Genomic DNA, 23,976 nt, shown 5'->3' on the forward strand with positions numbered 1-23,976 from the left:
GCCCCGCCCCGGCCCGGCCCGCGCGGGCCTCCATAACCACCCTCGGTTCCACTGCGAACCTTGGGTGGTTTTCGTATGTGCCCAGCGTGGTGCACGGGGGTATTGCTAAAATGGCCGGTTATGGGACTTCAGTATCGTTCGCGCAAAAAGACCGGCAAGAATAGCTGGATAAACATCTCCGGATCCGGTGCTTCCATGTCCACGAAGATTGGCCCGGTGACCTTTAATTCTCGCGGCGGCATGTGGGTCAACCTCCCTGGCGGGCTCAACTTCCGCGGCCGTTGGCGTTAACGATTCTCTGTGCTTCAACGCTGATAGGCCCGGCGGGAGGTTAAACCGGCAGGTGGTTAGACCGTCAGGTGGTTAAACCGGCAGGTGGTTAAACCGGCAGGTGGTTAAACCGGCAGGTGGAAGAGGCCGGCGGAGTTTTGCTCGGCGAGGCCATCGTCAAGCAGCGAAGCCAGCGCGCGGGAACGTTGCGCGGCATCGGGCCAAACCACGTCGATAGCAGACTGCGGCACCGGGTGTTCGGCGGCGCGCAGCACGTCTAGAATCTTGCCGCGCACCTGCCTGTCGGTCCCGGCAAATTTTTGCACGCGCTTTTTTGCGCGGGATTGTTCCGCGGCGGAAGGCTCGGGGCACCCGGCGAGCTGCCAGGCACACGTCGCGCGCAGGGGACAGCGCTTACAATCGGGATTTTTCGCCGTACACACCAGCGCGCCGAGCTCCATGAGCGCAGCAGAAAACCGCGGCCCGTTGCGCTCGGGCAAGAGGGCGGCCACAGCGGCGAGCTCGCGCTTGGAGGGCGACGGGGCGAGGAAATTCCCGTCCTCGGCGCGGGCATAGACGCGGCGCACGTTGGTATCGACCACCGGCACGTTCTGGCCAAAGTGAAAGCACGCCACGGCGCGGGCAGTGTAGTCGCCGATTCCAGGCAGTGCGAGCAGCTCATCCACGTCTGATGGAACCTCGTCCATTACCCCCGCGCACTCCCAGAGCCGCAGCGCGCGCCGCGGGTAGCCGAGCTTGCCCCAGGCGCGCAGAACCTCGGCGCGGGAGGCTTGGGCGAAGTCCGTGGGGGTGGGCCAGCGCCGCATCCATTCCTCCCACACGGGGGCGACGCGGGCGACGGGGGTCTGCTGGCTCATGACCTCGGAAAGGAGCACTCCCCAGGCGGAGGTACCGGGGCGCCGCCAGGGCAAATCGCGTTCATTGGCGTCAAACCAGGAAAGAAGTGCGTGCGTATCCATCTCGCAGGACAGTCTAGGGCATTAAAATGTAGTTCATGCCATTAAGTAACGTTGCCCATAATCCGCAAGCCGTCTGGGAGGCCCTCCAGGCCGGTAACCAGCGCGTCATCGACGGCACCATCATGGATCTCAACAAGATTTATGAGCGCGACGGGCTCACCAAGGGCCAGGATCCCCGCGTGGTGGTCCTGGCCTGCTCCGATTCCCGCGCGCCCATCGAGCACATCTTCAATATCGGTTTCGGCGATGCCTTCGTCATCCGCACCGCCGGCCACATCCTGGACGCCTCCGTGCTGGCTTCCTTGGACTATGCGCTCGACCACCTGCACCCCAACCTGTTGGTGGTCTTGGGTCACCAGTCCTGCGGTGCGGTGGCGGCCGCGGTGGATTTTGTCCGCGGCGGCGAGCTGCCCATCGGCCTGCAGCGGCCCATCATCGAGAAGGTCGCGACGTCCGCTTGGACTGCGGGGCCTGACGCCACGCTTGCCGATGTCGAGCGTCAACACACCCTCCAAACCGTCACCCAGGTCGTGGCCAGCATCCCTAATGTGCGCAAGCAGCTTGACGATGGCTCCTTCGGCATCGTCGGCGCCCGCTATCTCCTCGAAGAATCGCGCGTGGAGCCGTTGCACTCCTACGGCGTCGAGTTGACACGCGGAGCCGGCTTAGCGGATCCAGGCGCGTCTACCACTTAAAATTGAGTGCGTGAACCAGAATAAGCCCCTTCCAGAAGAGATCTATAAGCGCCGCCGGGTTGCCGCGCTTATCATCGTGATCGTCCTGGCCGTGGTGCTGATCTGGGCGGCGGTGGCCGCCTTCGGCGGCGATAGCGACGATTCCGTTGCCGCGTCCTCAGAGTCTTCGGCGGCAACCACCTCCGCCGAAACCACCAGCGAATCCGCAACCACGTCCACGGATTCGACGAGCGAATCCGAGTCCGAATCCGAACCTGCCTCCGAGTCGGAAGCCAAGGATGGGGAAGAGGGGGCATCGGAAAGCAAGGAGCCCGAGGAATCCGTGCACGCCGCGAAGGACACCTGCTCGCTTGAGGACTTGGAGGTGCGCACCTCCATGCTCAACTATTCCGTGCCGGACGGCGAGCTGCCGAAGTTCTTCATGACCGTCACCAACCCCACCGCCGCGGATTGCAAAATCGACCTAGATGAGAACTCGCTGCGCTTCGAGGTCTACAAGATGACCGATAACCAGCGCGTATGGTCCGATACCGATTGCTACGCCTCCGTGCAGACCGGTGAGCAGACCTTCCCCGCGGGCAAGGACCTGAAATTCGAGGCCGAATGGTCCCGCCAGGCATCCGAACCGGGCAAGTGCACCGACCGCCCGACTGCCGAGCCGGGTGCCTACTTCGCCCACACTGTTATCGGCGATAATTCCTCCCCGCCGCAGGACTTCACCCTCCGCTAAGCGCGCGGCCTCCTTACAGTCGGCCGCGCGGAACCAGCTCGGGCGGAAGCATCCCGCGCGGGAGTCCGCGCCGCCGGAGCGCCCTCCCCTCGGCAACAGCTTGGCAAGAACCAATCACCGGTTACGGTTGAACTACGGCTGGACTGCGGCGAGGGCCTCGCCAAGCGTTGCGACTTGCCGCACCTGCATGCCGTCCACGGGGTTGATTTCCCCGCGCGGGATAATCGCCCGCTTGTATCCCAGCCGCGCCGCTTCCTGCAGGCGCCGCTCAATATTCGGCACGGGCCGCAGCTCGCCGGCCAAGCCCACCTCGCCAATGACCACCGTCTTCGCCGGCAGCGGCTGCTCGTGCAGCGAGGACCAGGTAGCCAGCGCCACCGCGAGGTCGGTTGCGGTTTCGGTAATCCGCATGCCGCCCACCGTGGCCACATAAGCATCCTTATCGTTAGTGCGCTGGCCGGCGCGCGCCTGCAATACGGCGAGCACCATGGGCACGCGGTTGGCATCGAGTCCCGTGACCATGCGCCGCGGGTTCTTCGCCACGGGGTCCACGGTCAGCGCCTGGACCTCGGCGAGGATGGGCCGCACGCCGTCCATGGCAACGGTTACCGCGGAGCCATCCGGAGTCGTGCCGCGGTGGGAGAGGAAGAGCCCCGACGGGTCCGCGACCTCCCGAATACCCCCGGCGGTTTGCTCGAAACAACCCACCTCATCGGTCGCGCCGAAGCGGTTTTTCATCCCGCGCAGCATGCGGAGGCTGGACTGGCGGTCGCCTTCGAAGTTTAAGACGACATCGACAAGATGCTCCAAAACCCGCGGTCCCGCCACGTTTCCGTCCTTGGTCACGTGCCCCACCAGCAGCACGGGGATGCCGGTGGATTTCGCCAGGGAGGTCAGCGCCGCGGTCACGGCGCGCGATTGCGCGACGCCGCCGGGCACGCCTTCTACCCCCACTGCATGCATGGTCTGTACGGAGTCCACGATGATGAGGCCGGGTTTGACGGCATCGACATGCCCAAAGACGGCGTCCAGGTTGGATTCGGCCGCGAGGTACAGCGATTCTTGCAGCGCCCCGGTGCGCTCGGCGCGGGCGCGGACCTGGCCGGCGGATTCCTCGGCGGTGGCGTAGAGGACGGTGCGGCCGAGCTGGGCCCACCGGGAGGCGACCTCGAGAAGCAGCGTGGATTTGCCCACGCCGGGCTCGCCGGCCATGAGCACCACCGATCCCGGCACGATGCCGGAACCCAGCACGCGGTCAAGTTCGCCGATGCCCGTGCGCACCGTCTTCGTCGCCTGCGCGCCCACCTGCGTGATGGGCTGCACCGGGCTCGTCGGCGCCACGCCCTTATGCCCACCGCTTGCCGATGCCCCCGCCACCACCGGTGCCTTTTCCTCCATCGTCCCCCACGAACCGCAATCCGGGCAGCGCCCGAGCCACTTGGGGGAGACATAACCGCATTCGGAGCAGGTGTGGATGGGGCGAGATTTTTTGGCCATGATGTAGAGCCTAGAACGTGGCGGCCAAAACGACGAACGCGCCCGTACTCCGCGGAAAGAGTAGGGCGCGCGTGTGGTGGGCGATTAGTGGTGCGAGTTACCGGTATTCGCGTCGGTGGTGTAGCCCTCTGGGGATTCCACGTCGCGGTCGTACTTACCGGACTCCATCTGGGAGGCGGCGACGGTGGCGTCGACCTCGATGGACCCGTTGGAGAACTCGAAGGTAACCGGGCGGTGGCCGGCGTAGCCAAAGTCATCGTTATCCAGGTGGGTGGCTACGTACTGCACGGTTTCGGAATCGTGATCCGGAGTGGCGTCCAGGTTCTCCTGGGAGTCTGCCACGATGGAGTGATCGCGCTTGAGCGGCTGGGTCTGCTTCATCTCGACGGTCTGGCCGTCGACCTTCACGGACTTCAAGGTGATGACATCGGTTTCATAGCCCTGGTTGACGGCGTTGAACTTCAACGCGGCGCCACCGTCTGGCTCTGTCAGGATGGTGACATCACGGACGGCAATCTTTTCGTCATCGGTGCTGGCAGAAGCGCCATCAACCGCAGCTACCTTCTCTGCCGTCTGGGCGACGTGGCCTGCCGAGCAAGAAGCCAGCGCCAAAGCGGAGACGGCGGTAACGGAAATAATGGCACCGCGACGGGCGGCGGACTTCAGGGACTGCACGTTGAGCATCCTCCATCAATTGCGATCTCAGGGCTTATCAAATCTTTAGCCTAGTCCCTTTCGATATAAAGTACACAGTTTCTCGCTAACCTAGCGGGTAGTCTGTGGGGGTAATCGGGGGCATCCGGTGGCGGGCATGGCGCGCGTGATAAAATGGCGGCCTTAGTTATCGGCATATTCACGGGATTATAAGGAGTGGCAATGGAATATAAGGTCGGCGAGGTCGTCGTCTACCCGCACCACGGCGCGGCGGTCATCGAGGATATCGAAACCCGCGAAATGGGCGGCGAAGAGCTGGAATACCTCGTGCTACACATCAACCAATCCGATCTCGTCGTCCGCGTGCCTAAGAAGAATGCGGATAACGTCGGCGTGCGCGATGTCGTGGGCAAGGAGGGCCTGGAAAAGGTCTTCTCCGTGCTGCGCGATGAAGACGTGGAAGAGGCCGGCAACTGGTCCCGCCGCTACAAGGCCAACCAGGAGCGCCTTGCGTCCGGCGATATCAACAAGGTGGCAGAAGTGGTGCGCGATCTCTGGCGCCGCGACCAGGACCGCGGCCTGTCCGCCGGCGAGAAGCGCATGCTGGGCAAGGCCCGCACCATCCTGGTGGGCGAGCTGGCGCTGGCGCAGCCGGTCGATGACAAAAAGGCCGATACCATGATGGAAGAAATCGACGCCACCATCGAGCGCCACCGCGCCGCCGGCTTGGTCGATGATCAGTCCATTACCACCGATATCGACAACGACATCGATCTCGATGACCTCTCCTTCGACGACGAAGACTAAACCCCGCGTTATCGCCTTAATCGCCGCGGCCGGGCAAGGCACCCGCCTCGGCGCGCAGGTGCCCAAGGCCTACGTCGATCTGCACGGCCGCACCCTGCTGGAGCGATCCATACGCACCATGGCCAACTCCGGCCTCGTGGACGAGGTCATTGCGGTGGTGAGCCCGGCTATGGAGGGGGAAGCTGGGGGCATCGTCAAGCGCGTGGGCGCAGATATCCCGGTGCGCCTGGTGCATGGGCACGGCGAGCGCGCCGATTCCATTTGGGCCGGGCTGCAGGCCATTCCGGACGAGGACGCCGTGGTGCTCATCCACGATGCCGCCCGCGCGCTCACGCCCACCGCGGTGGTCGAGCGCGTGGCGCGGCGTATCCTTGCCGGTGTGCCCGCCGTTGTCCCGGTGGTTCCCGTGACCGATACCATCAAGGAAGTCGCCGGTGACACCGTCATTGGCACCCCCGATCGCGCCCGCTTGCGCGCCGTGCAGACCCCGCAGGGGTTCCGCCTCGCCGCGCTGCGCCAGGCCAACCTGGATTATTGGCGCAAGCAGCCGGATTTCACCGCCACGGACGATGCCAGCCTGATGGAATGGCACGGCCAGCGCGTGGAGACCGTGCCGGGCGATATCCTCGCCTTCAAAATCACCACCCCCACGGACCTGACCCTGGCCCGCGCCCTTGCAGAGGAGCAGCATGACTGAGCCCATCATCCCCCGCGTCGGCATCGCGACCGACGCCCACCAGATTGAAGCCGGTAAGCCCTGCTGGATTGCCGGGCTGCTTTTCGATGACGCCCCCGGCTGCGAGGGCCACTCCGACGGCGACGTCGTAGCCCATGCGCTTGTCGATGCCCTCCTCTCCGCCTCCCACCTCGGCGATCTCGGCTCCTTCGTGGGCGTGGGCCGGCCCGAATACGATGGTGTGTCCGGCGCCCAGCTCCTGCGCGAGTGCCGCGAGCTGCTGGAAGCGGAAGGTTTTATCATCGGCAATGCCGCAGCCCAGCTCATTGGCCAGACGCCGAAGATGGGCCCGCGCCGCGAGGAGGCCGAGGCCGTGCTTTCGGAAATCCTCGGCGCGGATGTTTCTATTTCCGCCACCACGACCGACCATTTGGGCTTTACCGGCCGCAAAGAGGGCCGCGCGGCGGTAGCAACGGCCGTTGTCTGGCGGCGCCAACACTAACCCCGCGCACGGGTGATTTAGACTGGGTGGCGTGAGTACTTTGCGCATTTTTGACACAGCCACCCGCAGCCAACGCGACTTCGAGCCGATTCGCCCCGGCCATGCCTCCATCTACTTGTGTGGCGCCACCCCGCAGGCGCAGCCGCACATCGGCCACCTGCGCTCCGGCGTGGCTTTCGACATCCTGCGCCGCTGGTTGCTCGCGCAAGGCTATGACGTCGCGCTCGTGCGCAATGTCACCGATATCGATGACAAGATCCTTACCAAGGCCGCCGAGAATAATCGCCCCTGGTGGGAGTGGGTGTCCACCTACGAGCGCGAGTTCACCAAGGCCTATAACCTGCTCGGCGTTCTCCCGCCGTCCGTGGAGCCGCGCGCGACGGGCTTTGTCACCCAGATGGTCGAGTACATGCAGCGGCTTATCGATGCCGGCTTTGCCTACCCCGTCCCCGCGCCCGCGCAAGACGCCGAAGACACCCCCGCCGATGCAGCCGGCTCCGTGTACTTTGATGTCGAGGCCTGGACCAAGGCGGAAGGATCCGACTACGGCGCGCTGTCCGGCAACCGCGTCGAGGAGATGGAACAAGGCGAGTCAGACAACGCGGGCAAGCGCAGCCCGCTGGACTTCGCTCTGTGGAAGGCCGCGAAGCCGGGCGAGCCGAGCTGGCCCACCCCGTGGGGGCGCGGCCGCCCGGGCTGGCACTTGGAGTGCTCTGCCATGTCGACGTACTACCTGGGTTCCAATTTCGATATCCACTGCGGCGGCCTGGACCTGCAATTCCCGCACCACGAAAACGAGATCGCGCAATCGCACGCGGCTGGCGATAAGTTTGCCAATTACTGGATGCATAACCACTGGGTGACAATGGCCGGCGAGAAGATGTCGAAATCGCTCGGCAACGTGCTTTCCATCTCGAATATGCTAGAGCTCGTGCGCCCAGTGGAGCTGCGCTATTACCTAGGCTCTGCGCATTACCGCTCCGTGCTGGAATACTCCGAATCCGCGTTGACGGAGGCGGCGGCGGGCTATCGGCGGATTGAGGACTTCGTCAAGCGCTTTGCAGGCGTCGAACGCGGTGACTGGACGCCGGACTTCGAGGACGCCATGAATGATGATATTGCCGTGCCCAAGGCGCTGGCCGCCATCCACACCACCGTGCGCGCGGGTAATAAGGACCTGGCCGCCGGGGACGAGGACGCCGCCCGCGCGAAGGCCGCCCAGGTGCGCGGGATGGCGCACGTACTTGGATTTGACCCGCTGGAGTGGGAAGATGGAGGCGAAGCTAGCGGGGCAGACGCGGCGCTCGGTGCGCTGGTCCAGGCAGAACTGGAACGGCGCACGCAGGCCCGCGCAGAAAAAGACTTCGCTACTGCCGATGCCGTGCGTGACCGCCTCACTACCGCCGGCATTACCATTACCGATACCCCAGACGGCCCCACGTGGTCGTTGACCCAGCGCTAAGCAGCGTTTCGCTGTTATTTCCGCTGGTTATTGAACGGTTTCCTCGAAAGGACTGAAACGATGGCACGAACCCATGGCCGCGGTGGCGCGGGCATCCGCAAGACGAATAAGAAGGGCGCTACCAAAGGCTCCGGCGGCCAGCGCCGCAAGGGCCTAGAAGGCAAGGGCCCCACCCCGAAGGCCGACGACCGCGTTTACCACGCCAAGCACAAGGCGAAGCTGGAGCGTGAGCGCCGCAACTCTGGGCGTCACCAGAAAGAAACCGCAGAGATGGTGGTGGGCCGCAATCCGGTCATCGAGTGTCTGCACGCCAAGGTGCCAGCCACCACGCTCTACATCGCTGCCGGAACTCGCAATGATAAGCGGCTTTCCGAGGCAGTGTCCATGTGCAATACCCGCAATATCCCCATCATCGAGGTCCAGCGCCACGAGATGGACCGCATGACGGGAAATGGCATGCACCAGGGCATCGGCTTGCGGATTCCGCCGTACAAGTACGCCGCGGTGGAGGATTTGATTGCCAACGCCGCCGAGAACCCGCGCCCCGGCATGTTCGTCATCCTGGATAACATCACCGATCCGCGCAACCTGGGTGCCGTCATCCGTTCCGTGGCCGCTTTCGGCGGCGATGGCGTGATCATCCCGGAGCGCCGTTCGGCTTCTGTCACCGCGGTGGCCTGGCGCACCTCGGCCGGAACCGCTGCCCGTTTGCCGGTCGCCCGCGCGACGAATATCACGCGCACCGTGAAGGAATTCCAGAAAAACGGCTACCAAGTCGTCGGCCTCGACGCCGGCGGCGATCACACGTTGGATACCTATGAAGGCGGCACGGACCCCGTGGTCATCGTCATCGGCTCCGAGGGCAAGGGAATTTCGCGCTTGGTCAGCGAAACCTGCGATGTCCTCATGTCCATTCCCATGACCGGGTGGGTCGAATCCCTCAACGCGTCTGTCGCCGCGGGCTCGGTCCTATCCGAGTTTGCGCGCCAGCGCCGCGCCGCCGAAAAATAACCCATTTTCACCCTGCCGGCTCGCCGCATCGGACTATCGCCAGCGGCCATGCTGGTCATGTTTCGAGCGCTCAGAATCACCGGCGCGGGTGCAAGCCCAGCGTCAAAAGGCACGCTGGGTTCTTTGCGGGCACAACGTACTGGGTGCGAAGCGTTGTGGGCCGCAACGATTAACCATTATCTGCCCAGGGTGGCAGCCACCGGATAGTTCCGTTGACCCGGGCTAAGTGCCCGCGCAATGGCGGGGCGTTGGGATCGTCGTCATTCACGCCATTGTGGTACGGACAGGCGATGGTCAAGTTTCGCGGGTTGGTCTCGCCACCATTTTTCCAGGCATTGAGGTGGTGAACCTGGCATTCATCGGCGGGGTAGCGGCACTCCGGCCACGGGCAGACCGGGTTTTCGGCCGCTGCCATCAGGCGTTGCTTTGCAGAAGCAAAGCGCGAGGTGCGGTAGAGGTTTACCGGGCCTTCCACTGGATGAATGAGCGTGACGTAGCCGTGCTCGGTAAAAGCCCGTCGAACCAGCTCAGCGCCGGTCATTGTGGCGCCATTGGTCAGTTGGACCACGACATCGCCGTCAGAGTCAGAACCATAGGCAGAGTCAGCGCCAAGGTTCGCGCTAGGGTCAGCAGCGGCGTTGGAGCCCGAGCCGGCGCGGGCGTTGGAGCTCGAGCCAGGCTTGGAGCTTGAACCGGAAGGGGAGCCGGAGCCGAAATCGACGATGCGGTCGAGCTCGTCGAGGCGAAGCACGACATTGGTTGTCACGCTGGGGCGGGCGGCGGCCTCGCCGTGGAAGATATTCTGCACAGAGGCAAGCGGGGCGTCCTTATCAATCGCGGCGTGCATATCGGCGATATCGGCGGACGGGCCGGTAATGGACATTGTCCAGGGGCCGTCAGCGCGGCGATAAATCTTCACGCCGGGCTGGCGCTTCACGGGGCCCTTGAGCTCTTTGACGCGGGCGCGGCCCCGCTTATCGATATCCGAGACCTTTCCCTTCATCCCACACAATTCGCGCCGCAGCGCCCACGCATCGCGCTTTTTCTTCAGCTTGGCGGCGTGGCGCTCGATGGTAAGCAATGCCGTGAGGCTGTGCCCATTGGCGCGGCTCGCGGCGATGGACTCGCGTTGTTGGCGGCGAAAGGCGGTGGTGCCGAAGTAGGTTTCGGCAAGCGTGAGCAGGCGGGTGGCGGTGGTATCGGGGCACCCGGCCGCAATCAGCGCGCGCACAGACATGCCGTGGCAGTCGGCGATGATATCCATGCCGGGTGCCAGGCCCCTGAGAAATGTCTGCAGCGCGTTCATGCCCCAGAGACTAGGAAGCCCTGCAAGCCCGCGCTAGCCGATGCCCACCTCCCTGTGGACAACTACCCTTAAGCGTCACCTAAGCCGAAGAATTCGCGGACTTTATCCACAGCATTGAAGGAATCCGTATTTGGTCCTATGCTCAGCGGCGTTTCTTTGCTAGAGGGGATCACGTGCCCGAGGCCTTCCATGGTCCACAGCTCCACGGGAAAGTCGCCGTCGTAGTAGGTGGACGTTATCCCGGGAATGGGCTGGGTTTCGCGGGGCGGGCGGCAACCATTGGCGAGTGCGAAGTGTTTTGCGGTGGCGGGAGCAGATAGCACGCACCCGCGGGTTTGCTGCCCATCGATGCCGGCTAGCCCACCATCATAGGGCGCAATCGGATCTTCGGTGCCGTGGATAAAAAGCAGCGGGGTAGGCCGGTACCCCTCGGGGTGGGTGGGCGCGTGATTGGAGCCTTCGCCCAGCGTGGAAGCGAAGACGCAGGCGCCGGTGAGGGTAAAGGGGGCATCGTAAAGCAGGCGCAGCACCATCTGCCCGCCGTTGGAATAGCCGGCGGCGAAGGTGCGCGCGGTGGAGTACTCGCGCTGCATGGTCTCGATGAGGAAGGTGCTAAAAGCAACGTCGTCCACCCCGAGCTCCCGGGCGCGGACCGGCAGATCGGCGCGGGTGTCGTTGAAGTGGTGGCCGATGCCGTCGGGGTAGACGACGAGGGTATTGGTGGCATCGGCAAGCGCGTCCACCGTGCCGTTGGTAAAGCGGCGGATGACGTTGGCGGACTGGTGGGAGCCGTGGAAAAACAGCAGCAGGTCCGGCTGGGGCGCGAGGTGCTCGGGCTCGATGACGATGAAGCGGCGGGTGTGGCCAGCCACATCCGCGGTGCGGCGATGAATATGCATGCCCGCCGAGTTTAGTCGGCGTGGTGGGCCTCTGCGGCGGTGCGGTTATCGGCGTGGAAGTGCTTGGCCACTACCTCATCGCGGATGGCGCGCTTGCCCTGCCGCCAGCCGATGAACCGGCACACCAGGTAGATCACAAAAGAAATGGTGGTCACGAAGACGGAGACCGGTAGGCCTGGCGCCAGCGAAAGGATGAAACCGCCTACGGCGGAGACCTCGGCGAAGATGGTGGACCACAGCACCGCGCGCAGGGGCGAGGAGGTGATCTGTACCGCCGCCGCGCCGGGGGTGATAAGCAGCGCCATGACGAGCAGCGAGCCGACGATTTGCACCGACTGCGCCGCGGCGAGGCCGACGAGGACGGCGAAAGCGACGGAGATGGCGCGGGTGGGAACGCCGGCGGCGCGGGCCATATCAGGATCGGCGGAGGCAAAGAGCATGGGCCGCCAGAGGAAGCCGACGGCGGCGACGATGATGACCGTGGTGGCGGCCAGCAGCCACACCGAGGCGGAGGAAACGCCGACGATTTGGCCGGTCAGAAGCGTCATCGCTGTATTGGAATTGCCGGGGTAGAGGTGCAAGAACAGCACCGAGAGGCCCAGGCCAAAGCTCATGACCACGCCGATGGCGCTATCTTGCTGGCCCTTAAAGCCCAGCATGGCCAGGATGATGGCGGCGACTATGGCACCGGCAACCGCGCCGAAGCCCAGGTTGAGGCCGAAAAGCAGCGCCGCGGAGGCGCCCATGAGTGCGAGCTCAGAGGTGGCGTGGACGGAAAAGGACATCTGGCGCAGCACGATGAGCGAGGTCATCACGCCAGACAGGATGCCCAGCAACGCAGAGGCGATGAGCGAGGACTGCACGAAGTCCACGCTGAGTAGGTATTGGGTATCTTCCCAGAAGCTAGACAACGATGAGCCTCCCGTCGACGTTTAAGACATTGACCTTGGAACCGTACAGCTCCGAAAGCACCTCGGAGCGCATGACCTCATCCACCGGGCCGAAGGTGTGACCATTGGGCGCGATGTAGAGGACCTTATCCGTCACCCCGAGCACGGGGTTGATGCCGTGGGTGACAAAGATAATGGAGGTCCCGCGCTCGCGGCGCAGCGAGTCCAGCTTGTTAACCGTGGCGTTTTGCCGGGCGGGGTCGAGGGAGAGGAGGGGCTCATCGGCAAGAATGAGGTCCGGGTCATTGGCCAGGGCCTGGGCCTGGCGGATGAGCTGTTGCTGGCCGCCGGAAAGCTGGCCGACGCGCCGGTCCCGCAGCCCCGTGGCACCCACCTCTTCCAACAGCTCGTCCACCCGTCCACGGGGTGGGTGCCGGTGCCGGAACACCCCGTGCGCCACGGAGAGCGAGACCAAGTCGCGGGCGCGCAGGGGAAGGTCAGCGGGGAACATGCGCTGCTGGGGGATGAACCCAACCCGGCAGTTGACGTCGACGCGGCCGCTGGTCAGCGTGCGGGTGCCGAGGATGGTGCCCAGCAGGGTGGACTTGCCCACGCCATTGGGGCCTAAAACGGCGATAAACTCGCCGCGGTCCACGGCGAGGTTAAGCTGCGACCACAGCGGTTCTACTGCGGCCTCATGGAATTCAATGAGCACTAGTGCTTCCCCAGCTTGCTCGTGACTTCGTCGTAGTATTCCCAGAACTTCTTGCCGTCCGGCGGAGTTTCGCCGATTTCTACGATATCGACGTCATTGTCCTCTGCGGCGGACTTGATGCGGTTGGCGGTATCGGTTTCGGTCTGGGGGTTGAAGATGAGGAGATCGACCTCGCCATCGTCAATGGCCTTGATGAAGGCGGCGACATCGGCAGTAGCGGGCTCGCCCTCGGAGATGGTGGCCTTGCGGAAGCCCTCGGGGGTGACGTCCTTGGTGTCGGTGTACTTCATCAGGTAATCGGCGATGGGCTCGGTCTGCGCGTAATTCAGGCCATTTGGAAGCTCCTTGAGCTTATCGCGCAGCTGGTCCACGTGGGAGTCGATCTTCTCGGTGGTGGCGCCGGCGTCGGAGTATTCCTCATTGATTTGGTCCGCGATGGAGCCTGCGACCTCCTCCAGGGCGGCGGGGTCGTACCAGATGTGCTCGTTGCCCTCGATATTGGTGACCTTGTCCGGGTCATCCTTGGCGGTGGCCTTCGCGGCATCGATGGTCATGACATCGGGGTCCTCGTCCAACTTGCCATGGTCCGTCAGGGGCAGGGCGGAGATGATGTTCTCCTGATCGGAGACGGCCTGGTAAATCCAGGCATCGTAGCCGCCGCCGTTGACCACGAGCATATCGGCGTCATTGGCCTTGGCTACATCGGCCGCGGTGGGCTCGAAGTGGTGGGGGTCGGTGTCATTGCCTTCCACGATGGGTTTTACCTCGATGTCGATGCCGGAGGCGGTATCGGCCACCGCCTGGGCAACATCGGCCCAGATGGATGTGGAGGCGACGATGGAAAGCTTCTTTTCGCCGGAGTCGGATCCGGAGCCAGATCCAGAATCTGCGGAGCACGCGGCGGTGAAAAGGAGGCCACTTGCTGCGAGTAGGGCTGTTGTTGCGCGTAGTGACGTGTGCATACCCTCCAGTGTGCGTTTGCTGGCAATCATTGTCAATTGAATATGCATTGAAAATCCAGCGGCGGGGCGCAGGGTAAGGTAACAGGCATGGTTAAACGCAGCCCCACCCGGAAGACACTGGCCTCCCTCGCCGCGGAGCTGGGGGTTTCGCGCACAACCGTATCCAACGCCTATAGCCGCCCTGACCAGCTCTCCCCGGCGACAAGGGAGCGCATTTTGGCCGCGGCCAAGGCACGCGGTTACCCGGGCCCCGATCCCACGGCCCGCAGCCTGCGCACCCGCCGCGCCGGGTCGGTAGGCGTGCTGCTAACCGAGCATCTGTCCTACGCCTTCGAGGACATGGCGTCGGTGGATTTCTTGGCGGGTATGGCGGAGGCATCGGCAGGCGCGCAAACCACGCTGACGCTGATTCCCGCCGGCCCAGAAGGCGAGGCGGAGGCGACCAGCCTGGTGGGTTCGGCCGCGGTCGATGGCTTCGTGGTCTATTCGGTTGCCGCGGGCGATGCCTACCTCGCGGCCGCGCGGGGCCGGGGACTGCCGCTGGTGGTCTGCGATCAGCCCACGGACGCGGGGCTGCCGTTCGTGGGTATTGACGATCGCGCGGCGATAGCTCCGGCGGCGCGTGCGCTTGTCGATGCCGGACATCGCCACATAGGCATCCTCGCCATCCGCCTGCGCCTGCAGCGCCACGACGGCCCGATTTCTTGGCAGGAAGTCCAGGATGCGGAGATGCACGTGCAGCGCTCGCGGGTGATGGGCGCGCTCGACGTATTCGCCGAGGCGGGCATTGCGCCCGAGTCCGTGCCCGTGGTCACGCAGCACATTAACGATGCCCATACCACCCGCGCCGCCGCCGAGCTCCTGCTCGAGGCGCACCCGGAGCTGACGGCCGTGTTGTGCACGACCGACTCCATGGCGCTCGGCGTGCTGGCCTATGCCCGCGAGCGGGGGCTCAGCGTGCCAGAGGATTTATCCGTGACCGGCTTTGACGGCATCGATGCGGCGCAGCGCCTCGACCTGGCCACAGTCATCCAGCCCAATAAGGCCAAGGGCGCCGCGGCCGGCCATATGTTGGAAAAGCTCATCGCTGGCGCGACAAGTGATTCTGCAGGTGCAGGCAGCGCGAAGGCTGGTGCGGGGACACAGGGCGCTGAAGAGGCAGAGGAAGTACCGCGGCGGGTACTGCAGACGCGGTTCGCGCCGGGGAAATCGGTTACTGCACCGCGGCCGCGCGGGCGGTAGCGAGCTCGGAGAGGAAGTGGGCGACGGCGTCGACATCGGCAAGCTGCACGGCGGCGATGGAATCGCCCTCGCCCACCTTGACGCCCACGTCCGGCGGCTGGTGGAGGGCGCGGAAGCCGTCCTCATCGGTGACGTCATCGCCCAAGAAGACCATGGCGGTGGCGCCGGTGCGCTCGCGGAGGGTTTCAAGCCACGTGCCCTTGGTGGCGGTGGTGGCAGAAAACTCAATGACGGACTTGCCGGCGGTGCGCGGGAAACCAGCGGTATCTAGCGCCAAGCCTGCCTCATAGGCGGCCGCGGCCTGCTCCGGATTCTCAAGCTCGAGCGAGCGCAGGTGCAGCACGCGCTGGAAGGGCTTGACCTCGAGCTCTGCGCCGGGGAAGCGGTCTATGATGCCGCGGATTTCTTCCTCCTTGCGCGCAAGGTGCTCGCGCATGGCGGCGGTGAGCTCGGTCTGCTGCCAGGAGGATTCGGCGCCGTGGGACCCGCCGAAGAGGACGGGGTGGCGCAGGGGACACACGCGCTCGAGGCCCTCGAGGTGGCGCCCAGACAACACCGCGGCCGTGGTACGCGGCAGGTGGGCCAACTGGTCGAGGGCGCGGGCCGCATCGGCGTTGATTTCCACGTCATAAATGGCTGTGGCAAACGGGGACAGTGTGCCGTCAAAATCAGAAACCACGGCGAGCTCTTCTGCCGCGGCCAAGGCCTTAATGGTGGTAGAAAGCGTCATGGTATCCCATGCTACGCGCGGGAGACCAGCTTGATGGAGGGTGAATCTACCTCATCGGTATCGAGCTCCAAGATGAGCTGGTTATTGCTATTTACGGTGTAGATAAAATCATTATCCGAGGTAATGAGGTTGCGCAGCAGGTTATCGGCCCACACGGAACTGCCTTCGCAGTCCTCATCGGTGTCGTCGTATTTGACCTCATCGAAGTGCAGCTTGTTGCCATCGCGGATATTCTCGCGTTCGTCATCGGCGGTGTAGGTCAGCCGGGCCGCAAGCCGAGTGCAGCCGGTGGTGCCCACCATGGTGGATTCGCCGAAGCTAAATTCCGGCGCGTGAGGAATCGACTCCGGGATGGTGGATGCTGCATCCGGCGCGGTATTGATGGAGACGACCTGCCAGTGTTTGTCCACAATCCGGTCATCGCCCGCGGGCTGCGGGGCATCGTCCTCGGAACCGCAGGCAGCAAGCAGCGTGACGGCGCCCAGTGCGGCCACGGCGGCGGCATGCTTGCCGATGCCTTTGTGCACAGCGGGTGTACCCGCACCGGCCGCAGCGGCAGTGCGTACGCGGGGGAGGGAAGGAGGCATTAGGAGTCCTTTCCGTGTGAGTCGGGAGCTTGCGAGGCGGTTTCGGTCCGAACGGCGGGCAGGCAGCCCAAAAAGGACTGCGACCACAGCCGCACATCGTGCGTGGTGACCTGTTTGTGCATGGTGAGCATGCGCTGGGTCATGATGGAGGGGGCATCGGAAAGCGCGCGCACGGCATTGAGTAAGGCGCGTTTGACGGACTCGATATCAAAAGGATTGCACAGGTAGGCTTCATCCAGCTCCGCGGCGGCGCCGGCGAATTCCGAGAGCACCAGGGCACCAGAACCGTCATCGTGGCAGGCCACGAACTCCTTAGCCACGAGGTTCATGCCGTCCTTAAAAGGCGTGACCAGCATGATATCGGCCATACGGTAATAGCAGCGCAGCACGTCCTTGGGCACGCCGCGGTGCTGGTAGTGCACCACGGGGTGGCCCATGCGGGAAAAGCGGCCGTTGATGCGGCCGACGGCCTCTTCCACCTGGGAGCGGGTGGCCTTGTAATGATCGAGGCGCTCGCGCGAGGGCGTGGCCAGCTGTACCAAGGTGACCTCTTCCGGATCTAGGGCGCCGGTTTCCAGGAGCTCCTCGAAGGCGGTCAGGCGCTGCAGGATGCCCTTGGTGTAATCGAGGCGATCTACGCCCAAAATGATGCGTTTGGGGCTGCCCAAATCCTTGCGCAGTTGGGCCACGCGGCGTTCATCTTCGGTGCTAAACTGGCCGAAATCCTGCGCGGCAATGGAAATGGGGAATGCGCCGACGCCCACGGTGCGGCCCCCGGGGAGGTGTATATGGGCGGTGACATCGCGGGTGGTGGCCTCCCCACGCACCTCAAGGCCTTGGCGGCGGGCCAGTTCCAAGAAATTGCGGGCATTGGCCTCCAAGTGGAAGCCGATCAGGTCTGCTCCTAAGATGCCGCGCACCGTTTCCTCCCGCCAGGGCAGTTGCCGGAAGAGATCGGGGGAGGGGAACGGAATGTGTAGGAAGAACCCAATGGTGAGATCGGGGCGCATTTGCCGCAGGATGCCCGGCAATAATTGCAGCTGATAGTCCTGCACCCAGACCGTCGCGCCTTCTGCGGCCACGTCGGCTACCTCGTCCGCGAAGCGGAGGTTGACCTCGCGGTAGGCATCCCACCAGTCGCGGTCATAGGTTGGGGTGACGATGAGATCGTGGTAGAGCGGCCACAGCGTGGCATTGGAAAAGCCCTCGTAGAAGGCCTCAAAGTCGGCCTCGGTAAGTTTGACCGGGTGCAATAGCACCCCGGCCTCGGTGCGGAAGGGCTCGGGCGCGGCATCGGCAACGCCGGGCCACCCCACCCAGCAGCCCTGGTGCGCTTCGAGCACCGGTGAGAGCGCGGTGACCAGACCGCCAGGCGAGGCCGTCCACGTCTGACTGCCATCGGCCGCGGTAGTTAAATCTACCGGCAGGCGGTTTGCCACTACTACGAAGTCATTGCCGCGCTCACTCATAGTCCAAGACTAGCTTAAGACTTCTTGGTCGACTTCTTTGTTGCTTTCTTCGTTGACTTCTTGGTGGACTTTTTGGCCGCCTTGGTGGTCTTCTTGGTCGACTTCTTAGTGGACTTCTTCGATGCCTTGGAGGTCGACTTCTTGGTGGCCTTCTTCGTGGATTTCTTCGGCGCGGCATCGGCCTGTTCAGCCAATACCTTCTTGTGCACCAGGCCCTTGGGCTCGACACCCAGCATGGACATCAAGGTCACGCCGTCCAAAAAGTCTTGGGAGTAGGTGGCCACCACGCGGCGGGCGGCGCGGGCGGTTTCCTCTGCCAGGGCAATATCTTGTTCTGCCTGTGGGTGTGTGTCTTGGACCTTGGGTGGCACGGCGAGTCCTCCTGAATGTTGGGAAAGCTATCAGGCTAAATATTGTACGCTACCGGCGGCGTTTAGGGCTCCTCGGGTTCCTCCCCGCCGGGCTTGGCGGATCCGGATTCCTCCGGCGTGGGCGATTTCTGCCCGGGCACCGTATAGGTGGTGCGCTCGGTATCCTGCGGCTGGGCCGGCCACTGGGAACCCGCCGGCCACAAATCCTTCGCGGGAGTGGTCCCCGGCGCGTGCTGCTGCGTGGGCGCCTGCTGCGGTGGCTTTGGTCCTAGCGTGGGCGGCAATTCGGGGCGGTTGACGCGTGGGGCAAAGGGGGACATCGGCACGCGTGGGATGCGCGGGGCCTTGCGCGCCAGGTTCGTTGCCTTGTGGAAGGAGAACCGGCCGATGCGCTTGAAAGCGGAGTACGGGCGGAAGTACTTCGGGCGGCGCAAGCGGCGGGCGACGCGCTCGCCAAAGACGACGCCGGCTGCCAGCGCGCCGGAGATGGCCAGCGCGGTGGCAAGGTTGGTAAAGCCGGTAATCATCTGCTCGTTGATGGAGGCATACATGCCGCGGTACAGCATGAGGCCCGGCAGCATCGGCGTATAGCCCACGATCATCGTAATGAGCGGCGGGATGCCCCACCGGCGCGACATCAAACCGCCGGCCAGGCCCACCACGATGGCGGATAAGCCCGAGGCAATCACCGGGCCAACGCCGAAGGGCACGACCACGAAGTAGTAGAAGACCATTCCGGCGGCCGCCGTAAGCCCCGAGAGGGTAATTTCTATCCAGTTAGCCCCGCAAGCCAGCGCGAATGCGGCCGAACCCGTGCCGCCGAGCAGCACCAGAAGGGGAATCTTGTGATAAACCGGCGGCGCCAAGGTGCCCATTGGGGGCAGGTCAAAGCCCATGGCAGAGGCCAGCTGGATGCCCACACCCACACCGGCGATGATCGCGCCCGTCGATAACAGCGCAGAGAAAAAGCGCGCGGAAGAGGTGACGGGGGAGCGGGTGATGCCATCGACAAGCGATTGCACCAGCGTCAGCCCCGCCACCAGCACGATGATTCCGGACGCAATAATCTGCGCCGGCGACATATTAATGCCGAAGGCGGCGGCAACGTTATACAAAATCGCGGCCGGGAAGACGGCCAAAAAGCCGCCGACGACGTTTTGATAAAAGGGCGGCAGGCGGTAATTGGCCAACCAGTCATTAAGCCCCATAATCAGCGCGGAGACCACGAAGGCAATGAGACCCACGAGGAGGTCGCCGCCGAGCATCATGGAAATCAGGCCACCCATGCCGCCCCAGCCGAGCATCACCGTGGACGGCTTATATGGCGCCGGCATGCGGTCGATGTCATCCAGGCGCTTTTCCGCCATAGCGGGCGGGACCTTACCGGAGTGGATATCGCGGATGAGCCGGTCTACTTCCGAAAGCTTGGAAAAGTTCACGCCCACATCCGGCACCACGCGAAAGACGTGGAGGTTCTGGCGCTTATCGCCCGTGCCGATCGCGGTGTGGATGGTGATGGTATTCATCAAGATATCCACGTGGCAGTAGTGAAGACCGTACGACGACGCCGCCAGGTGCACCTGCGCGCGGGCGTCCGAGTTGGCGGATCCTGCGCTAATGAGCAGCTCGCCGATGCGCGCGGCAATCTCCATCACGCCCGTAACTTGGGCGGAATCGGTCAGATCGACCGGGGCGAGTGGCGATGGTGGGGGTGCGGCTTTGGCCGCGTCAATGATGGCGACTTGGCCTGCGGATACGCGCAGGCGCTCCCGCATAGCGGACAGTAGTGACACGAAAATAACCCTCGAAAAAGCGGTGGGACACTAGTAATAATTTCAGCCTGAACTTTAACCCTTGTGGGGCGCAAATGCATACAAGGGGGACCGGCTTTCCACTTGGGCGAGGTCCTCGGGTACCATGCAACGAGCGGAAGAAATTCTGCGGTGCTGGAGTGGCGCAATTGGTAGCGCAACGCACTTGTAATGCGTAGGTTGCGAGTTCAAGTCTCGTCTCCAGCTCCAAAAACTACCCCCTAGCTGCATAAACAGTTAGGGGGCAAAAGTTTACAAGTTAGCTAGGTGGCTATTTATCCGCTACTTTGCGCAGTAAGCGCCCCAGACTTCGGGTTATCGCGGAAGCACCAGGCGGTCGGTGCGGCGAAGATGAGGGCCAGGCAGGCGAGCCCGCCGACGGTGAGGAAATATGCCGAATCGTAGGCGGATGCGGCAGCGTCATGCGTAGCCGGCGATGAGAGTGCGTCGGTGCCTTGTGGGGCGAGGGCATCGGGAAGCTTGTGTGTCATCAGTAGCGGCATGAGGGAGCCGGTAATGGCGATGGAGAGCAGCGTGCCGAACTCGTAGGACACGGCTTCCACACCAGAGGCCATGCCCGCCCGGTGGGAGGGGGCGGCATTAATGATGGCGGTAGAAGAAACGGACATCGACGAGCCGGCGCCCAAGCCGGTGAGGATGAGGCCGGTAATAAATACCGCGAGGTTATCGGTGCGGTCGGCCCAGATGATGCTCAGCATGCCAACGGACATGCTGAGGAAACCGCCGCTGATGATGGGCAAAAAGCCCACGCGGTGCAAGACGCTGCCGCCCGCAATGGCGGTGGGGATGGCCGCAAGCGCCATGGCGGAGATGAAAAGGCCGGCGTCGAGGGGTGAGAGGGCATCGACAAGCTGCAGCTTTTGGGTGGTTAAAAGCTCAAGGCCCGTAAGGCCAAACATGGCGCCGCCGGCGGTGAGCACGCCGCCGGTAAAGGTGGGTGAGTGGAAGATGTCAAAGGTTAAAAGCGGATCACTAAGTCGGCTTTGCCGGTGTGCAAAGGCTGCGGCGCCGAGCAAGAAAGCGGCAATGGAGCAGACCAGCAGCATGACATTGATTTCGGTGGCCGCCGCAGTTTTAATGGCCAGGACCAGGCTGGACAGGATAATAAGCGCATAGAACGAGGACGGGAAATCCCAGTGCTTATGCGGATTCGGCAGGTTGGGTGGACCAAGGAGGAAGGTAAGGATGATGGCGAGGGCCACGATGGGCACGTTGATCAAAAAGACCGAGCCCCACCAGAAATGCTCTAAGAGAAATCCGCCCACGGTGGGCCCTGCGGCAGCGCCGACGACGGCGACGGAACTCCAGATACCGATGGCTTTATTGCGCTCTACCTCATTGGGAAAGGTCAGGCGGATAAGCGCCAGGGTAGAAGGCAGCATGATGGCAGCGCCCAGACCCAATAAGGCGCGGCCGGAAATGAGCAGCCAGGCATTGGGCGAATAAGCCGCCACGAGGGACGCAGTGCCGAAGGTGGCCAGGCCAATGAGGAACATCAGGCGGTGGCCAATGCGATCGCCCAATGTGCCGGTACCGAGGAGCAAGCCCGATAGAACCAGCGTATAGGCATTGATGATCCACAATTGCTGCATGTCAGTGGCGTGCAGCTGCTGTGTGAGCTGCGGCAGCGCCGTATAAAGGATGGAATTATCCAAGCCCACCATGAGTAGCCCCAGGGACACCACGGCAAAGAAGGACCACCGCTGCGCTGGGGTGGAAGAGGATTCCGCGGCCGCGCGGTGCGGGGGCTTAGTGGCGGTATCAGGTGACTCGATGCTCATCGCTAGAAACCGTAGCGAATTAGCCTGTGATATTTCAGGTTAGTATTGCCTTCCTCACAGATGGGCCGGTGGTGTGAGTATGTAGGAATTGCTGGACTTTCCTGCACGTTTAGTAGCACAGTGGTACTAGAACAGTTAAAGAGTTAAGGATGATGTTTAATGGCACGTAATTACGCAGAACAACTCGTTGAGACGCTAGAAAAGCAGGGCGTCGAGCACATTTATGGCCTCGTGGGAGACTCCCTCAACCCGATCGTGGACGCGGTGCGCCGCTCCTCCATCGAGTGGATCCACGTGCGCAATGAGGAAGCCGCGGCCTTTGCCGCCGAGGCGGACTCTCTGACCACCGGCAAGCTCGCCGTATGTGCGGCCTCTTGTGGCCCGGGCAATACCCACCTCATTCAGGGCCTTTATGATGCCAACCGCAATGGCGCCAAGGTGCTGGCCCTGGCATCGCACATTCCTTCCCGCCAGATTGGTTCCCACTTCTTCCAGGAGACCCACCCGGAGCAGATCTTCCAGGAGTGCTCCGGCTACTGCGAAATGGTCATGTCCGGTGACCAGGGCGGGGTAGTGCTCCACCACGCCATCCAGTCCACCATGGCCGGCAATGGCGTCTCCGTGCTGGTTATCCCTGGCGACGTTTCTACCGAAGAGGTTGATGATGACACCTTCGTAGAATCCAAGATCTCCACCGGCCGCCCCGTGGTCTACCCGGACCCGGCTGAGGCCGCAGCGCTGACCCAGGCCATCAATGAGGCCGAGTCCGTCGCTTTCTTCGTGGGCGCCGGTGCGAAAAATGCCCGTGAGCAGGTGCTGCAGCTGGCGGAAAAGGTTAAGGCACCCATTGGCCACGCGCTCGGCGGCAAGATGTACATCCAGTACGATAACCCGTTTGACGTGGGCATGTCCGGCCTACTGGGTTACGGCGCCGCGCACGAGGCCACCCACGAGGCGGACCTGCTGATCCTCCTTGGCACGGACTTCCCATATAACGACTTCTTGCCTAAGGGCAACGTGGCGCAGGTGGATATCAACGGTTCCCACATCGGCCGCCGCACCAAGATCTCCTACCCCGTGACCGGTGACGTTGCCGCCACCATCGACAACATCTTGCCGCACGTGGAGGAGAAGAAGGACCGCTCCTTCTTGGACAAGATGCTCAAGAAGCACTACGACAAGCTGGAGCACGTCGTCGAGGCATATACCTCCAACGTGGAAAAGCACACCCCGATCCACCCTGAGTACATCGCGGACCTCATTGACCAAGAGGCCGACGATGACGCCATCTTCACCGTCGATACCGGCATGTGCAACGTCTGGGGCGCGCGCTACATCACCCCGAATGGCAAGCGCGAGCAGATCGGCTCCTTCCGCCACGGCACCATGGCAAACGCCCTGCCGCAGGCCATCGGCGCGCAGCAGGCCAACCCGGGCCGCCAGGTCATCACCTTCTCTGGCGACGGCGGATTGTCCATGCTCATGGGCGAGCTGCTGACGGTTAAGCTGCACCAGCTGCCGGTCAAGATGTTCGTGTTCAATAACTCCTCGCTGGGCATGGTCAAGCTGGAGATGCTGGTGGGCGGCATCCCGGAGCACGAGACCGACCACGAGTCCGTGGACTTTTCCAAGATCGCAGAAGCCGCTGGCATCAAGACCTTCCGCATCGAGGATCCGAAGCAGGCTCCTAAGCAGATCAAGAAGGCCTTGGCTTATAACGGCCCTGCGCTTATCGATGTCGTCACTGACCCCAACGCCCTTTCCCTGCCACCGACGCTGACCTTCGATCAGCTCCTGGGCTTCTCCAAGGCAGCTACCCGCACCGTCTTCGGCGGCGGCGTGGGCTCCATGCTGTCCATGGCCAAGTCCAACCTGCGCAATATCCCGCGCCCGCAGGACTTTTAAGCC

At 63.4% G+C, this 23,976-nt stretch carries 24 protein-coding genes and 1 tRNA gene; 11 read left to right on the forward strand and 14 right to left on the reverse strand.

Features of this window, described 5'->3' with window-relative positions; genetic code table 11:
• The first annotated feature begins 120 nt into the window (after window positions 1–120).
• The gene (locus tag ABRP88_RS08350) at window positions 121–291 is read left to right on the forward strand and encodes a DUF4236 domain-containing protein (RefSeq protein WP_081443674.1); all 171 of its coding nucleotides are present in this window, start codon (window positions 121–123) and stop codon (window positions 289–291) included.
• Between the two features lie 104 nt (window positions 292–395).
• On the opposite strand, the gene ABRP88_RS08355 is transcribed toward ABRP88_RS08350, so the two are convergent.
• Complete coding sequence (locus tag ABRP88_RS08355; RefSeq protein WP_296089072.1) at window positions 396–1,250, reverse strand: HhH-GPD family protein; 855 nt, start codon at window positions 1,248–1,250, stop codon at window positions 396–398.
• A 35-nt stretch (window positions 1,251–1,285) separates the two neighbouring features.
• On the opposite strand from ABRP88_RS08355, the gene ABRP88_RS08360 reads away from it, so the two are divergent.
• Together ABRP88_RS08360 and ABRP88_RS08365 are read left to right on the forward strand one after the other, a co-directional pair.
• Window positions 1,286–1,945, forward strand: coding sequence for a carbonic anhydrase (locus tag ABRP88_RS08360; protein WP_284770336.1), 660 nt, complete (start codon window positions 1,286–1,288; stop codon window positions 1,943–1,945).
• 10 nt (window positions 1,946–1,955) lie between these two features.
• Window positions 1,956–2,675, forward strand: coding sequence for a hypothetical protein (locus ABRP88_RS08365; RefSeq protein WP_349836928.1), 720 nt, complete (start codon window positions 1,956–1,958; stop codon window positions 2,673–2,675).
• A gap of 132 nt (window positions 2,676–2,807) precedes the next feature.
• On the opposite strand, the gene radA is transcribed toward ABRP88_RS08365, so the two are convergent.
• Both radA and ABRP88_RS08375 read right to left on the reverse strand, forming a co-directional pair.
• The gene (gene radA / locus ABRP88_RS08370) at window positions 2,808–4,172 is read right to left on the reverse strand and encodes a DNA repair protein RadA (protein WP_349836929.1); all 1,365 of its coding nucleotides are present in this window, start codon (window positions 4,170–4,172) and stop codon (window positions 2,808–2,810) included.
• A gap of 84 nt (window positions 4,173–4,256) precedes the next feature.
• Window positions 4,257–4,856 carry a hypothetical protein gene (locus ABRP88_RS08375; protein ID WP_296089066.1) on the reverse strand — a complete coding sequence of 200 codons (600 nt, stop codon included), beginning with the start codon at window positions 4,854–4,856 and terminating at the stop codon, window positions 4,257–4,259.
• Window positions 4,857–5,048: 192 nt separating this feature from the next.
• On the opposite strand from ABRP88_RS08375, the gene ABRP88_RS08380 reads away from it, so the two are divergent.
• From ABRP88_RS08380 to rlmB, 5 genes are read left to right on the forward strand one after another with little or no spacing between them, the layout of a single operon-like run.
• The gene (locus tag ABRP88_RS08380) at window positions 5,049–5,633 is read left to right on the forward strand and encodes a CarD family transcriptional regulator (RefSeq protein WP_005279544.1); all 585 of its coding nucleotides are present in this window, start codon (window positions 5,049–5,051) and stop codon (window positions 5,631–5,633) included.
• The gene (gene ispD, locus ABRP88_RS08385) at window positions 5,605–6,330 is read left to right on the forward strand and encodes a 2-C-methyl-D-erythritol 4-phosphate cytidylyltransferase (RefSeq protein WP_349836930.1); all 726 of its coding nucleotides are present in this window, start codon (window positions 5,605–5,607) and stop codon (window positions 6,328–6,330) included. Before ABRP88_RS08380 ends, ispD begins: the two co-directional genes overlap by 29 nt.
• Window positions 6,323–6,811 carry a 2-C-methyl-D-erythritol 2,4-cyclodiphosphate synthase gene (gene ispF, locus ABRP88_RS08390; RefSeq protein WP_005279548.1) on the forward strand — a complete coding sequence of 163 codons (489 nt, stop codon included), beginning with the start codon at window positions 6,323–6,325 and terminating at the stop codon, window positions 6,809–6,811. Before ispD ends, ispF begins: the two co-directional genes overlap by 8 nt.
• Window positions 6,812–6,842: 31 nt before the next feature.
• Complete coding sequence (gene cysS / locus ABRP88_RS08395) at window positions 6,843–8,273, forward strand: cysteine--tRNA ligase (protein WP_349836931.1); 1,431 nt, start codon at window positions 6,843–6,845, stop codon at window positions 8,271–8,273.
• 60 nt (window positions 8,274–8,333) lie between these two features.
• Complete coding sequence (rlmB, locus tag ABRP88_RS08400) at window positions 8,334–9,284, forward strand: 23S rRNA (guanosine(2251)-2'-O)-methyltransferase RlmB (RefSeq protein ID WP_349836932.1); 951 nt, start codon at window positions 8,334–8,336, stop codon at window positions 9,282–9,284.
• 169 nt (window positions 9,285–9,453) lie between these two features.
• Here the strand turns inward: rlmB and ABRP88_RS08405 are convergent, their stop codons facing one another.
• From ABRP88_RS08405 to ABRP88_RS08425, 5 genes are all read right to left on the reverse strand, one after another.
• Complete coding sequence (locus tag ABRP88_RS08405; RefSeq protein WP_349836933.1) at window positions 9,454–10,590, reverse strand: HNH endonuclease signature motif containing protein; 1,137 nt, start codon at window positions 10,588–10,590, stop codon at window positions 9,454–9,456.
• A 68-nt stretch (window positions 10,591–10,658) separates the two neighbouring features.
• Window positions 10,659–11,489, reverse strand: coding sequence for a CE1 family esterase (locus tag ABRP88_RS08410; protein ID WP_349836934.1), 831 nt, complete (start codon window positions 11,487–11,489; stop codon window positions 10,659–10,661).
• 11 nt (window positions 11,490–11,500) lie between these two features.
• Window positions 11,501–12,400 (reverse strand): metal ABC transporter permease, encoded by a 900-nt coding sequence (locus ABRP88_RS08415; RefSeq protein ID WP_349836935.1) that lies wholly within the window; start codon window positions 12,398–12,400, stop codon window positions 11,501–11,503.
• On the reverse strand, window positions 12,393–13,094 hold the full coding sequence (locus tag ABRP88_RS08420) for a metal ABC transporter ATP-binding protein (protein ID WP_349836936.1): 702 nt from the start codon (window positions 13,092–13,094) through the stop codon (window positions 12,393–12,395). The genes ABRP88_RS08415 and ABRP88_RS08420 overlap by 8 nt, the downstream gene beginning before the upstream one ends.
• Window positions 13,094–14,104, reverse strand: coding sequence for a metal ABC transporter solute-binding protein, Zn/Mn family (locus ABRP88_RS08425; protein ID WP_502879889.1), 1,011 nt, complete (start codon window positions 14,102–14,104; stop codon window positions 13,094–13,096). The genes ABRP88_RS08420 and ABRP88_RS08425 overlap by 1 nt, the downstream gene beginning before the upstream one ends.
• A 39-nt stretch (window positions 14,105–14,143) precedes the next feature.
• Between ABRP88_RS08425 and ABRP88_RS08430 the strand changes: the two genes are divergently transcribed.
• The gene (locus tag ABRP88_RS08430) at window positions 14,144–15,298 is read left to right on the forward strand and encodes a LacI family DNA-binding transcriptional regulator (protein ID WP_349836938.1); all 1,155 of its coding nucleotides are present in this window, start codon (window positions 14,144–14,146) and stop codon (window positions 15,296–15,298) included.
• Here the strand turns inward: ABRP88_RS08430 and otsB are convergent.
• From otsB to thrE, 5 genes are all read right to left on the reverse strand, one after another.
• Window positions 15,270–16,028, reverse strand: a complete 759-nt coding sequence (gene otsB, locus ABRP88_RS08435; RefSeq protein ID WP_349836939.1) for a trehalose-phosphatase — start codon at window positions 16,026–16,028, stop codon at window positions 15,270–15,272. The genes ABRP88_RS08430 and otsB overlap by 29 nt on opposite strands.
• 11 nt (window positions 16,029–16,039) lie before the next feature.
• Window positions 16,040–16,615, reverse strand: coding sequence for an META domain-containing protein (locus ABRP88_RS08440; protein WP_349836940.1), 576 nt, complete (start codon window positions 16,613–16,615; stop codon window positions 16,040–16,042).
• On the reverse strand, window positions 16,615–18,084 hold the full coding sequence (locus ABRP88_RS08445) for an alpha,alpha-trehalose-phosphate synthase (UDP-forming) (protein ID WP_349836941.1): 1,470 nt from the start codon (window positions 18,082–18,084) through the stop codon (window positions 16,615–16,617). Before ABRP88_RS08445 ends, ABRP88_RS08440 begins: the two co-directional genes overlap by 1 nt.
• Before the next feature lie 14 nt (window positions 18,085–18,098).
• Window positions 18,099–18,455, reverse strand: a complete 357-nt coding sequence (locus ABRP88_RS08450) for a hypothetical protein (protein WP_023017948.1) — start codon at window positions 18,453–18,455, stop codon at window positions 18,099–18,101.
• Window positions 18,456–18,517: 62 nt separating this feature from the next.
• A complete protein-coding gene (gene thrE / locus ABRP88_RS08455) occupies window positions 18,518–20,248 on the reverse strand; it encodes a threonine/serine exporter ThrE (RefSeq protein ID WP_349836942.1) in 1,731 nt (576 codons plus the stop codon).
• 152 nt (window positions 20,249–20,400) lie between these two features.
• Between thrE and ABRP88_RS08460 the strand changes: the two genes are divergently transcribed.
• Window positions 20,401–20,476 (forward strand) — tRNA-Thr (locus ABRP88_RS08460).
• A 65-nt stretch (window positions 20,477–20,541) separates the two neighbouring features.
• Here ABRP88_RS08460 and ABRP88_RS08465 read toward each other — a convergent pair.
• Window positions 20,542–22,068 carry an MFS transporter gene (locus ABRP88_RS08465; protein ID WP_349836943.1) on the reverse strand — a complete coding sequence of 509 codons (1,527 nt, stop codon included), beginning with the start codon at window positions 22,066–22,068 and terminating at the stop codon, window positions 20,542–20,544.
• Window positions 22,069–22,227: 159 nt separating this feature from the next.
• On the opposite strand from ABRP88_RS08465, the gene ABRP88_RS08470 reads away from it, so the two are divergent.
• On the forward strand, window positions 22,228–23,973 hold the full coding sequence (locus ABRP88_RS08470) for a pyruvate dehydrogenase (RefSeq protein WP_284850201.1): 1,746 nt from the start codon (window positions 22,228–22,230) through the stop codon (window positions 23,971–23,973).
• The last annotated feature ends 3 nt before the right edge of the window (window positions 23,974–23,976 follow it).

The sequence above is a fragment of the Corynebacterium sp. KPL2734 genome (assembly GCF_040225595.1).
Lineage (GTDB): Bacteria > Actinomycetota > Actinomycetes > Mycobacteriales > Mycobacteriaceae > Corynebacterium > Corynebacterium rhinophilum.

Excerpts from the sequence above, each read along its gene's own strand:
- ABRP88_RS08350 (WP_081443674.1), top strand. The coding sequence starts at position 121 with ATGGGACTTCAGTATCGTTCGCGCAAAAAGACCGGCAAGAATAGCTGG.
- ABRP88_RS08355 (WP_296089072.1), bottom strand. The coding sequence starts at position 1,250 with ATGGATACGCACGCACTTCTTTCCTGGTTTGACGCCAATGAACGCGAT.
- ABRP88_RS08360 (WP_284770336.1), top strand. The coding sequence starts at position 1,286 with ATGCCATTAAGTAACGTTGCCCATAATCCGCAAGCCGTCTGGGAGGCC.
- radA (WP_349836929.1), bottom strand. The coding sequence starts at position 4,172 with ATGGCCAAAAAATCTCGCCCCATCCACACCTGCTCCGAATGCGGTTAT.
- ABRP88_RS08375 (WP_296089066.1), bottom strand. The coding sequence starts at position 4,856 with ATGCTCAACGTGCAGTCCCTGAAGTCCGCCGCCCGTCGCGGTGCCATT.
- ABRP88_RS08380 (WP_005279544.1), top strand. The coding sequence starts at position 5,049 with ATGGAATATAAGGTCGGCGAGGTCGTCGTCTACCCGCACCACGGCGCG.
- ispD (WP_349836930.1), top strand. The coding sequence starts at position 5,605 with ATGACCTCTCCTTCGACGACGAAGACTAAACCCCGCGTTATCGCCTTA.
- ispF (WP_005279548.1), top strand. The coding sequence starts at position 6,323 with ATGACTGAGCCCATCATCCCCCGCGTCGGCATCGCGACCGACGCCCAC.
- rlmB (WP_349836932.1), top strand. The coding sequence starts at position 8,334 with ATGGCACGAACCCATGGCCGCGGTGGCGCGGGCATCCGCAAGACGAAT.
- ABRP88_RS08405 (WP_349836933.1), bottom strand. The coding sequence starts at position 10,590 with ATGAACGCGCTGCAGACATTTCTCAGGGGCCTGGCACCCGGCATGGAT.
- ABRP88_RS08410 (WP_349836934.1), bottom strand. The coding sequence starts at position 11,489 with ATGCATATTCATCGCCGCACCGCGGATGTGGCTGGCCACACCCGCCGC.
- ABRP88_RS08425 (WP_502879889.1), bottom strand. The coding sequence starts at position 14,104 with ATGCATATTCAATTGACAATGATTGCCAGCAAACGCACACTGGAGGGT.
- ABRP88_RS08430 (WP_349836938.1), top strand. The coding sequence starts at position 14,144 with ATGGTTAAACGCAGCCCCACCCGGAAGACACTGGCCTCCCTCGCCGCG.
- otsB (WP_349836939.1), bottom strand. The coding sequence starts at position 16,028 with ATGACGCTTTCTACCACCATTAAGGCCTTGGCCGCGGCAGAAGAGCTC.
- ABRP88_RS08440 (WP_349836940.1), bottom strand. The coding sequence starts at position 16,615 with ATGCCTCCTTCCCTCCCCCGCGTACGCACTGCCGCTGCGGCCGGTGCG.
- ABRP88_RS08445 (WP_349836941.1), bottom strand. The coding sequence starts at position 18,084 with ATGAGTGAGCGCGGCAATGACTTCGTAGTAGTGGCAAACCGCCTGCCG.
- ABRP88_RS08465 (WP_349836943.1), bottom strand. The coding sequence starts at position 22,068 with ATGAGCATCGAGTCACCTGATACCGCCACTAAGCCCCCGCACCGCGCG.
- ABRP88_RS08470 (WP_284850201.1), top strand. The coding sequence starts at position 22,228 with ATGGCACGTAATTACGCAGAACAACTCGTTGAGACGCTAGAAAAGCAG.